This window comes from Microcystis sp. Msp_OC_L_20101000_S702, assembly GCF_007095705.1.
Taxonomy (GTDB): domain Bacteria; phylum Cyanobacteriota; class Cyanobacteriia; order Cyanobacteriales; family Microcystaceae; genus Microcystis; species Microcystis ichthyoblabe_A.
In genome coordinates this window covers 1-11,563 of sequence record NZ_SFBO01000018.1, presented here as the reverse complement: position 1 = coordinate 11,563, position 11,563 = coordinate 1, and the positions used below count along the sequence as shown (strand labels likewise).

The following is an 11,563-nucleotide window of genomic DNA, read 5'->3' as shown; positions in this document are numbered from 1 at the left end:
GGGTAAATTCTCTAGTGGGACTTCGGCGTTTTCGGTCAGCAAAAAAGGCTCAAACCATTACGGGACAAAGGGTTAACCTCGATTTATGATTTTCCTTGATCTATCTGGGTTTCAGCGATTGTGGGCTTCTCGAAGTAAATCCCAAGCGGGGATCGGAGTTGATGCTTTTATCGATTTGTTTTTTGTCTAAGTCCCACTAGATTGCGCTAATCTAAATTTATCTTTGTTTATCTTTGAAATTTAAGAATCTTGAGGAGTTGTGAGAATGGAAGCTAAACTGAAGCATTTGGAATTTATTCAAAATGTTATCGATCGAATGGCCAGTAATTCTAGTACCCTCAAGGGGTGGTGCATTACTGTTGTGACGGCTTTATTGACTCTAACTACCACCAACAATGGATATTATATCGTTCTGGTCTATCCGATCGTGATGTTTTGGCTTCTTGATGCTTATTTTTTGAGATTAGAGCGACTTTTTCGGAAAAAATACGATGAAGTTCGCCAAACCCCCCCAGAATTAGTCGATTTTTCTATGAATATATCCAGCGAAGCCAGTCAGATCAATTCTTGGTTAAGAAGCGTCCTTTCTCAGACGCTGCTGGTTTTTTACGGTGGCATGAACGGTGTCATCTTCTGGCTTGTCTGGATGTTAAAACGTTAGGTTCTTCGTTACTTTGTATGGTTCGATAGGGGGACATAAATTGACTAAATCTTTATCTGGCAAGAGACTTAATTGATTAGTTCGCTCTAGATCAAAAGCAATTGACAAAAATCGCCAAATGTCTTTCTAAATAAAGGTTCCATTCCTTATAACCCCTGTCCATTGCATAACACAAACCGAAGAACCAGACGTTAATGGTAAAAATGTCAATCCGTATAATTAAGCAAATCTTCAGGAATCGTCTTTGATGCCATTGATATAATTATCGTGTAGGGGATCTATTCCACAGGAATTTATCCACCCAGAGCGAATCTTTACATTTCGCTGCAATTGACTTTAAAAATTATTAAGAGGGATTGGATATGAAACGTAATTTAACTATAACTGCCTTAATTCTTGCGCCCGCTTTAGCTCTATTTCAGTCCTGCTCGTCGGTTCAACAAGTCACTCCTCCCAACCAAAAACAACAGTTAGTCTGGAAAACCAAACCTGCGGTCGTTCGGATTCTGGGCATTTGTGGGTCAGATGCGGTGTGGCATCCCTATGGAGATAAAAACGATCCAAAACCATTCCCCATTGATAGCAGTTTTAGAGGAACGGGTTTTTTCATCAATTCTAATGGCTATATTGTTACCAGTGCATCCCCTCAACTCAGTATAGGCAGTGAAGAGAGTTGCAAGGAGGCTATTAAAAGGAATATTCTCAAGAAACTTGAACACAACGGTGTTCGCAAACCCGATCGAGAGCTTAAAAATGTTGAATGGGAGGACAGAATTTACTACGTACCAGCAAGAGTTATTCTACCAAATGCCAAGGTTGAACCCCCTTTATTCGCGATTAAAAAGTCGAGTGAATCCTCCGATGTTACTCTCATCAAGATACCGGCTAATGATGTACCGACCCTGCGGCTGGGAGATTCCAAGAAAGTTCAAACCCAAGATTCCGTCATAACCCTTGGATTTCCCACTGACGCCGATTTCAAGCTCCAGGTTGATCAAGCCCTGACCGAGGAATCCTTCTACGAAGCCTCCGCCGATGAGGGCAGCATTTCTAACCCCTATAAACTCCGCCAACAGGGTAATCCTGTCCTTCAAGTGGATGGTATTGAAGCGGGAGAAGGAACTGCCGGCAGCCCGGTGATTAATAGCAAAGGTGAAGTGATCGGGATGTTAGCCCCCAAAGATCCCGAGTCTAACTCTAATAATATAGTTTTCGCCATACCCGCTAGTCTCATTCAGGAAACTATCAAACAAGCTGGTACAACGAACGAATCCGGACCGACGGATCAACTGTATCTAGATGGTCTAGAGCTTTACTGGAAGGGCAACATCGAGGGGGCAAGAGAAAAATTTAAAAAAGCCCAAGAAATCTATAATGATCACTCGGAAGTTAATCGTCTCCTGAAAGAGATAGCCCAGATCGAGGGCGATCGATATTTGAAGCCTTTGAGCGACCCATTTTATCAGTTATTACTAGCTTTAATTGCCGGTGCCGCCGGACTTGCCGCCTACTTTTTGCTTCGCCCCAAAGCCCCAGTCCGCAAGACTCCCAGTGGTTCCCCAGCGATCCCGGAGATGGGTGGGAACTCCCAGCAAGCCCAAGCTATGGATAATGGAGCGGGAAACCAGATCTGGATAGAACTAGAATGTCAGGGACAACTACGTCGTTTTCCCCTCAGTAAAGAGGAGCATCGCTTGGGACGAGATCCGGACTGGTCAGACTTTAAAGTCCCTGCTGGTTGGGAAGTCATATCCCGACATCACGCCATCTTGCGCAAACAAGGGGATGATTATCGGATTCACGATGGTGATGAGACCGTTCCCAGTCGCAATGGTCTGTGGGTTGAAGATGAGCGTGTCGGCACCCTTAATGACTATCCCTTGAAGGATGGCGATCAGATCAAGATCGGTAAAAATCCTCAAGAATGGGTAATTTTGACTTATTTCAACCAGTCTGGTAGTCAGGCGGCGGTCAGAGAAACCAGAATGGGACAATAACGATCATCTCTTGATCTCTTATCTGAAGGCTGGTTGTCAAAAATACATTACGAGCCGGAATCTGTGCCATCATTAGAGCAACGGGTTAAACGAATTGAGCGATGTTAGAGTTAAATCAACTCCTGGCTGGACACTATAAGGTTCTCCGTGCTTTAGGAGAAGGGGGATTAGCCAAAACCTACATTGTAGAAGACCTGCATCGTCCCGGTCATCCTCAATGTGCTGTCAAATACCTAAAACCAGCCAGCAACGATCCGGATTTTTTACCCACCGCTCGACGATTGTTTAAGGAAGAAGCAGAAAATTTGGAGGTCTTAGGAGAACACGATCAAATACCTAGATTATTAGCTTATTTTGAGGAAAACCAAGAATTTTACTTGGTGCAAGAGTTTATCGAAGGTCATACCCTCGATAAAGAACTACCTCCCGGTGTGCGTTGGACGGAAAGCAAAATTATCGCTTTTCTGCAAGATGTGTTGCCGATTTTAGAGTTTGTTCACAGCTACAAGGTCATTCATCGAGATATCAAACCCAACAACCTGATCCGACGAGATCGAGATGATCGCTTGGTACTGATCGATTTTGGAGCAGTTAAGAAAATTCGCAATCCAGGTACATCTTTGCAAACCTCCCACTCTCCCCTGACAATTTCTATTGGAACAGAAGGCTATATGCCCACGGAGCAGGTGCGAGGCAAACCCCGTTTCAACAGCGATATCTACGCTCTGGGTATAATCGCTATCCAAGCCGCTACTGGGATGGATCCGTTAAAATTACAGGTACTCGATGATGACAAAACTGGAGAGCTGCTATGGCGTGATTACGCTAATGTTAGTGACGGATTAGCGGCCATTCTCAACAAAATGGTTAGTTATCATTTTAAAGACCGTTATCAAAGTGCTACGGAAATCATCCAGGCACTCGCAGTGCTGACCAGTCCCTCCCAGTCACCTATTTCTGAAGAAACGAATCCATCAACAGTTTCGACTCCGATTATTCGAGAAACGAGAGTTAGTAGTGAAAAGTCTGGTTTAAGGGAAACGAAAGTTAGTAGTGAACAGTCTGGTTTAAGGGAAACGAGAGTTAGTAGTGAACAGTCTGGTTTAAGGGAAACGAGAGTTAGTGCTGAACAGTCTGGTTTAAGGGAAACGAGAGTCAGTGCTGAACCTCTGGCTTCACAGTCTGGTTTAAGGGAAACGAAAGTTAGTAGCGAACAGTCTGGTTTAAGGGAAACAAAAGTTAACTTAGAAGTTCAGGCATCCATCCCTTTAATTCCTTTAATACACCGCTCCTATCGACTGATAACAACCCTTAAGGAAAGCCCCTTTCGCCAAACCTACATCGCCGAAAATATCGAGCGACCCGAATGCGGGCGTTATTTGGTCAAACGCTTGCTCAAACCGACAGACAGCGCGATCGATGGGCCAACAGCACAGCGTCTTTTCGCTCAAGAAGCAGATACGCTCAAAAAAATAGGAGAACATGACCAAATACCCGGACTTATTGATTATTTTGAGGAAGATGGAGCTTTTTATCTAATTCGAGAATATGTAACTGGTCATCCTTTAACCGAGGAACTTCCGCCCCATCATTTTTGGACTGAAACCGAGATAGTCGCTCTATTGCGAGAAGTTTTGACGATCCTACAATTTATCCACGGTCAAGAAGTCATTCACCTCGATATCAAACCTGATAACCTCATTCGGCGACAGCAGGACAATCATTTAGTTTTAGTAGATTTTGGTGCGGTTAAAAGGTTTCCAGGGGTTGCCGAGAATAGTGTTGAGTCGGTCAATTCCAACGGTTCCCCGGGAACATCGGGATATATGTCAACAGAACAAGCTCGCGGCAAACCCCGCCCGAGTAGCGATATTTATGCGTTAGGTGCGATCGCAATTCAAGCTTTAACTGGAATCGATCCCAAAAATTTGCCTGACGATCCCGAAACGGGGGAAATTAGCTGGCAACAAAGGGTTAGGATCGGTGCGGGGTTAGAGGCTATTCTCACCAAGATGGTGCGTTACCACTTTAAAGATCGCTATAAAACGGCAACAGAAGCAATGCAGGCTCTCGATGAATTAGTCCCCACTGCTCCAGCTACCACGACCGAGCGAGCTACTAACAAGGCAGCAAGACCCCCAGTTCCTATACCGCGTCCCCCCCGGCGGTTTCTGACCATCGGAGTGGGAGCACTCTTGACCCTAGGAGCGATCGCTATGGCTGGAAGTTGGTTTCTTTATGCAAAATCGCCAGAATTTTATTATCAGCAACTGGAAAAATCTCTAGAACAAAAAGATTGGAAAAAAGCTGACGAACTAACCTATAAACTCATGCTCAGAATCGCCGGACCAGAATCGGAGCGGCAAGGACGATTTAACCTAGAAGAATGGCAAGAATTTGACTGTGATGATTTTAAAAAAATTGACGCTCTTTGGCATCGAGCCAGTGACGGCAACCTCGGCTTCAGGGTTCAGTATAATATTTTTTTCGCTCGGGTCAAAAAAGATGTGAACCTCTTCTATAAGACTATCCGATGGAGAAACCCACAGGGGGAGGTTACAGTAGAATGGAAATACGATCCGCAGACTAAAAGGGTTGCATATCTGCGAGGGAAAGAGCCACTGTTTACCGATCCGCCTCGAGGCCATTTACCCGCTATTCTAGAATGGAACGACGGCAAGGATCATCGATTTGATGTACGCGCTCGATGTCAACTTTAGCCATGTTTTCGCTGGTTTTTGGCTGATGCTTAAGACCATGGCTGTAAGGTAAGCTGTTGACTATCTAAATTACTCGTTAAGACTGTCTGTGAGAAGGGAGCAGGGAGCAGGGAGATTGGGCTTGAGCATTTGTACTAAAGTTTCCCATACGCAGTTTAAATTCAGTACAGCTTAATTCATGAATTTATTTAACAAAGACAGACTCTACCTGTTCGGAGTAATCTTGATAGTCTTTGTTTGTCAGTTAGCCTAGAGACTTTGAGCAAATTCTCGTATTTTCCCAATTACAATTATAAAAGAAAAATTAAGAAAATAACGTTTCTATTGCTTAGGAATGTAGAATGATGGGCTGTGTTTCCTATTGTTTGTATCCCTAGCAATTCAGGTTAGGATATTGCCAATGGCAACAAGCCGAGAATAGCAATAACAGGCTGATGTGCGGGATGCTGACGGCCGACAGCTTAAAGCTATAGGAGATAATTACTAAACTGCGATTCTGAGTAAATTTAGCTGAAAGGGGGACAAGAAGGCTGAAATCCATATATCATAAGCTTTTCATGGTTTTAGCTCTAAAAAGTTCGCCGCACCATCTCTCACTTATTAATAATAATTCCTAGTAAGCTCGCTCCTATCCCTAATTCTTTCGTTAGCTTTTTGCCTAGAATCGCTAGATCTATTTCTAGCGAGAGAAGCCAGAAGCCTGTGTTGGCAAGTTTTCTAGCTCGCTTGTCCCCCTGTCAGTAAATTTAGTCTAATCAGTTAATAATTTTTTACACAAAAACAACCATAAATACTTGACAGTTTTGTTTTATTTATTCTAGAATCCTTATCAGGGATACTAAGTTAGTTAAGACAACTAAACATTTTTGAATTTTGGAGAATAAATATTTATTCTCTGAGAGAACTTAATAGCCGATTAAATAGGAGTTCATAATAATGAAACATAACTATCAATTTGTCCTCATGGGGTTACTGGTCAGCAACTTGGGGTTTTTCGTTCAAGATATTATTCTACCTCCAGCAAGGTTGGCCGCCGAGCCGCCTCCAACGGGAACGACAACCACACCGACCGTTACTCCAACCCCAGGGATGACTACACCGACCATTACTCCAACCCCAGGGATGACTACACCGACTGTTACTCCTTCCGTGGGAACCCCAGCATCTGAAGAAACGAAACTTTATAAGGAATTAGAAGATGCTCTGATCCGTCAAGATTGGAGAAAGGCTGATGCGGCCACCTTTCAATTATTATTAGCAATAGTCGGACCACAATCCAAGCAGCAAGGGCGCTTTGTTTTAGAAGAGTGGCGACAAAAACTCAGTTCAGATAAAGATGCCTTCTGCAAAAAAGTTGTCGATATCGATGCCCTCTGGAGTAGCAAAAGTGGTGGACAACTGGGTTTCAAAGTTCAGAAAGACATTTTTGAAGAAGTGGGAAAAAATGCCAGTAAGTTTTATGAAACAATCCAATGGAGACTGCCTGGACAAGATATAGTAAAAGTGGAATGGCGTTACGAACAACTGGAAGGTAAAACTAAATATATTGCTGGCTTAGAACCAATTTTTACCAAATCGCCAACTCCACCTCGAGGCCATTTACCCGCGATGTTAGAGTGGGAAGATGGTAGGGAGCATCGATTCCAAATGATTTATATCTGTGGACTGTAAAACGGTTCAACCCCTGGCTGCAAGCGATATAATCATGGTTAAGGCAACGTTCATCATCGCTTTGTGAATGAATACCAGGGGGCAGTAGGCTAGATGAGAACCTTGATATAGCAATTTTCTTGATTACGAGGCACAAAATTGTCCCTAGACGAGTCTGAGTACAATAGTCAGTAGCCTAAAAAATGAGAAACACTATATTACTAAACTTTAAGGGTTCAAGGGTATCTAAGCTGCTTTAGCTACTTTTATCTGTCTTGAGTTTGGCATTTAAGCAAATAAATCAAAAAAAATCTAATTTTTATTTGCTTAGGTTGATACTGTTTGTGTATCTTGTATGAAAAATATAGGGGATTCAGTGATAAAAATTTTCGGATATTAATTAAATACTTGAAGTGAGGAATAAGTAATCATGAATAAATCTTGTTTTTTATTAGCGGCAGGTTTTACCGTATTACAAGAGTTAATCTATTTTCAGACTGGATTTGCTCAACCAGAAAATGTTATCGAGGGAAATAAATCAGAATTTAATGGAATCGTGATCGAGAAAAATCGGTCAGAGGCTAGTGGGAGCGTGATCGAGGGCAATAAATCAGAAGATACTGGAGTTGTGATCGCTAAAAATAATGAAGATACTACTGGAGTGGTCATCGCCAAAAATACCACGTCTGCTGGTGGTGGTCAAAAACCCGTCAAATCTCCTGTTGCTCAACAAACTATTATTAGAAAAACTACAACAACGACCGGTACTCGTTCTAGTCGTAGACAAATCGCAAGAGAGACTGGTCGGTCTAGTGTGAAAGAACCTCGAATTAAACCCGTCGTTTCGACAACTATCGTTCAAAAAACTGTTGTCAAACCCCAGTCAAAACCAATTGTTACCCTCGTTGCTTCCAGCACTATTCCCAGACGGCCAACTTCCACACCTGCCCGGATAGCAGAACCGACTCCCAAACCGGTAGTTACCCTAGAACCAACCCCGATCAAGACACCAATAACCGAACCAACGCCCGCTCAACAACTTCCCAAAAATTTGCAGAAAGCTAACTTTCTCTGTATTCAAGAAAACAATCAACCCACAACAGTAATTGAACTCAACCAACAGAAGAAACTTCCCGTCATTCTTTGGGAGTCTGAAGAATTTAAAGAGATTGGTTATGATCCACAAAAACGCTGTGAATTGGTAAGTAAGCGATTAGCGGCCTACAGCAAAGATAGTAAATTCAATTATTTAACTACGGGGAAAATTGATGGCAATCCCGTTATTTGCTTTACCGATCAAGTCAACGGGGAGTGCGTCAAAGGAACTCCTGAAAGAGACGGTATTTTAATTACTCTATCCAAGGGAACAAATCCCGATGAAACCTTAGAAACTTTAGTCGCTCTTTTAGAAACTCAAAATTCAACTATGCGCTCGCCACTACAACAATAGTTAATGAAATCGTCCCCGTCGGCTAGGTTCTGATTGACCTGATATTGGAGAAGGTGAGCCCGTTGTCCGGGCAAATAACCCTGTACCCGTGTGAGCAAATGCGTCCGCCTTTCCCCCGTTAATCAGTCGGCTACCCTAGGTCAAAAAGCAAAATTTCCGAGTCTTCTAGAGATTGAATAGCCAAAGAAGTTTCCTCGCTAATTGCCGCTCCATCCCCCGCTCGTAAATGCACGCCATTTAGGGTTATTTGCCCTCTAGCCACTTGTAACCAGCCATAACGACCGGAAGCTAAGGAATGAGTCAGGGACTGGCCTAGGGGCAGAATTCCTGCGTAGAGATTAACGTCTTGATCGACTTTAACCGCGTTACCCGCACCGGTGGGAGAGGCGATTAATTGTAGGGTATGGGGAGAAAATTCGATCGCTTTTTGTTCATAACTGGGTTCTAGATTTTTTTGGTCGGGAATAATCCAAATTTGCAGAAGATGGAGGGGATTAGTGGCAGAATGATTAAATTCACTGTGTTTTATCCCCGTTCCTGCGCTCATCCGTTGAATTTCACCGTGTCGAATCACGGAACCCGTGCCTAGACTGTCTTGGTGTTCTAGTTCTCCCGCCAAAACATAGGTTAAAATCTCCATATCCTGGTGTCCGTGGGTGTGAAATCCTTTTCCCCCAATCACTTTATCCTCATTAATAACTCTGAGACTCCTAAAATTAATCTGTTGGGGATCATAATATTGGGCAAAAGAAAAAGTATGATAGGTATCCAACCAACCATAGTTAGCGTGGCCTCTTTCCTCCGCTTGGCGTATAGTAATCATCAGTTTTCCTCTTTTTTATCTCTATATTCCTAGTATATGAAATCTTGCCAAAAATGAGCAGTAGGCACTTAAAATTCAGATAGTTACTTTAGCTGCTTTTTTAGCACCAAAAGCCTCCTATTGGGAGCTTAGGAAGAATGTAGTTACTTCTTAGAGCAGAGCAAATCATACTAAATCTGGTTATTAAAGACTGATTATTTATTACCCCTTTTGCCTGTTCTCATAAGTAGGCTATACGCAACGGATTTAGTATCATCTCGAGAATTGGCAAATATAGCTCGATTTTTGTTTAAGCTGTACTGCATTAAATTGCGTATTGAATAATTTAGTACAAATGCTCAAATTTCTTCTCCCTGCTTCCTTTCCCCCTCTCCCTGGCAGTCTTAAAGAGTTATTTAGATAGTCAACAGCTTATAATTGCGGCAAAAAACCCTAACTATAGCATTTGGGCAGGTTACTTCATAAGTTGCAGTTCAGCTTGCTTGATCAAGATTTCAGGTCAAACTTAAACCAAATCTCGCCAATCTATCCCTAAATCTTGTAATTTTTGAGCCATCTTTTCCGCTACTTCTTCCGGGGTGGGAACGAGTTTACCTTCAGGGGTAAAAAAGCGTAATTGGCTGTCATGAACCCCTAAAAATAATTCTAACTGTTGACTCCATAACCAACCCTGTTCATTCGCTGCAATTTCTTCGTATTTTCCTGCCATCAACTGAAACCCCTTAAATTCTAAACTGGTGGGATCAAACCAGAAATAGTTAGGAGTCCGGAAAGTTTCCTGATAAATTTCTTTCTTGAGACCTCGATCGGTTTCTGCCGTTGAATCAGACAAAATATCGATGATGACATGGGGATATTTGCCATCTTCTTCCCACACTACCCAACTTTTACGCGGTTTTCTTGCTACTCCCAAAACCACAAAAAAATCAGGACCACTAAAATATTCTGATTTACGTTGATTGGGACTGTAATAAATAGTCAGATTACCAAAAGCATAGAAATCTTGGCGGTCTTTCCATAATAACTCTAGTGATTGGATCAAAAGCATCAATTGACGCAGATGTAACTCTGTTTCCATAGGGGGTTCATCACTCAGTAAATCACTTTTGGGAAAGATAATTTTCTTTAACTCATCTTCAACAATAACCATGACAACCACTCAATTATTTAACCTTCCCTATTTTAGCTCTTCAGTAGAACGTTCTACTGTTTCCTATCAACCTAATCGTTTAGCAGGATTACGACGCTTTGCCATAGCGATTACCTTTCTCAATATTTTAGGTCATACCGGCCTTAGATTTGAACAATCTTCGGCACAACCTCTGGTGGCTTTAGCAACAGGTTACAGCGTAGAATTATTAGAAAGCGTTGATGCCGGGGTAAATGGCTTTAAACCTAGATATTTAGGAAGTATCGGTCAGTTTGTCGATTTTCTGCTTTCTGCCCATATTACCTCATTTTTACGCGTAAATTGCCTTTAATTGCCGGATGGTTAGGGGCTTTTATCTTACAAGCAATCCTTAGAAGTGCTATCTTTTAGACACCGTTAATCCCCGCCTTATAGTCATTTCAAATAAGTCTAATACACTCTAGACCGGTTGGATCCTGATGAACTCTGACATTGATATTCTCAATCTTAATTGAAATGACTATAATTATTCGCATAACAAGTCCCGAAGAGCCATAAAAAAGAACTGGATTGCTTCCTTACTCTAGGATTTCAGAAGTTTAATAAGTCTCAGATTGGCTCTCCCCGGTTTGGTGGGTAAAATGTATTCTAAGATACAGTCTTGCGGGCGAGGGAGTGGAATGAACCACAGAGACACAGAGGACACAAAGATCGATCGCTAATGTATAAGTTAAACTTATCACACAAAGTCGAGAAGAGCCTCAGATTATGAACGTCTAAAGTATTGTAAAGTTTCAATACAAATATGGTCATATATAGTCATTCATGGTAATATGTACAGACAAAACTATCGGACTAGGCAAAAAAAACAGGAATAAGTTATCGAACTGCTTGGAGGTGGTGGAAACAAGGGAATTTAACAGGCTATCAATTGCCTTCTGGTACAATTGTCACAACGGATGACAACCCTTCAAAACCCGACGCTGAGTTAAAAGACAACGGATAATAATGTTAGTAGCAGAAAGACACATTATCAAGAAAGGACATCGATTTTGGGCTGAGATAGATAATTTATCTTGGCAGTCTAAAAATCTTTACAACTCAGCCAATTATTTAATCCGACAAAACTTCAT

General features: G+C 42.1%; 8 protein-coding genes. 6 read left to right on the top strand and 2 right to left on the bottom strand.

Going from position 1 to position 11,563, the window contains the following annotated elements:
• Window positions 1–265: 265 nt before the first annotated feature.
• The 5 genes from EWV60_RS02000 (at window position 266) to EWV60_RS01980 (ending at window position 8,478) form a co-directional block, all read left to right on the top strand.
• Window positions 266–661, top strand: a complete 396-nt coding sequence (locus tag EWV60_RS02000) for a hypothetical protein (RefSeq protein ID WP_149107884.1) — start codon at window positions 266–268, stop codon at window positions 659–661.
• Between the two features lie 362 nt (window positions 662–1,023).
• A complete protein-coding gene (locus tag EWV60_RS01995) occupies window positions 1,024–2,658 on the top strand; it encodes a trypsin-like peptidase domain-containing protein (protein WP_287230549.1) in 1,635 nt (544 codons plus the stop codon).
• Between the two features lie 101 nt (window positions 2,659–2,759).
• Window positions 2,760–5,378: a protein kinase domain-containing protein gene (locus EWV60_RS01990; RefSeq protein ID WP_287230547.1), complete on the top strand. Its 2,619-nt coding sequence runs from the start codon at window positions 2,760–2,762 to the stop codon at window positions 5,376–5,378.
• 936 nt (window positions 5,379–6,314) lie between these two features.
• Window positions 6,315–7,049, top strand: a complete 735-nt coding sequence (locus tag EWV60_RS01985; protein WP_125732029.1) for a GUN4 domain-containing protein — start codon at window positions 6,315–6,317, stop codon at window positions 7,047–7,049.
• A gap of 409 nt (window positions 7,050–7,458) precedes the next feature.
• The gene (locus EWV60_RS01980) at window positions 7,459–8,478 is read left to right on the top strand and encodes a COP23 domain-containing protein (RefSeq protein ID WP_287230543.1); all 1,020 of its coding nucleotides are present in this window, start codon (window positions 7,459–7,461) and stop codon (window positions 8,476–8,478) included.
• A 130-nt stretch (window positions 8,479–8,608) separates the two neighbouring features.
• Here EWV60_RS01980 and EWV60_RS01975 read toward each other — a convergent pair whose 3' ends face one another.
• Together EWV60_RS01975 and EWV60_RS01970 are read right to left on the bottom strand one after the other, a co-directional pair.
• Complete coding sequence (locus tag EWV60_RS01975) at window positions 8,609–9,301, bottom strand: pirin family protein (RefSeq protein WP_016516134.1); 693 nt, start codon at window positions 9,299–9,301, stop codon at window positions 8,609–8,611.
• 505 nt (window positions 9,302–9,806) lie between these two features.
• The gene (locus EWV60_RS01970; RefSeq protein ID WP_287230540.1) at window positions 9,807–10,451 is read right to left on the bottom strand and encodes a Uma2 family endonuclease; all 645 of its coding nucleotides are present in this window, start codon (window positions 10,449–10,451) and stop codon (window positions 9,807–9,809) included.
• Between EWV60_RS01970 and EWV60_RS01965 the strand changes: the two genes are divergently transcribed.
• Window positions 10,450–10,782 carry a hypothetical protein gene (locus EWV60_RS01965; protein WP_287230538.1) on the top strand — a complete coding sequence of 111 codons (333 nt, stop codon included), beginning with the start codon at window positions 10,450–10,452 and terminating at the stop codon, window positions 10,780–10,782. The genes EWV60_RS01970 and EWV60_RS01965 overlap by 2 nt on opposite strands.
• The last annotated feature ends 781 nt before the right edge of the window (window positions 10,783–11,563 follow it).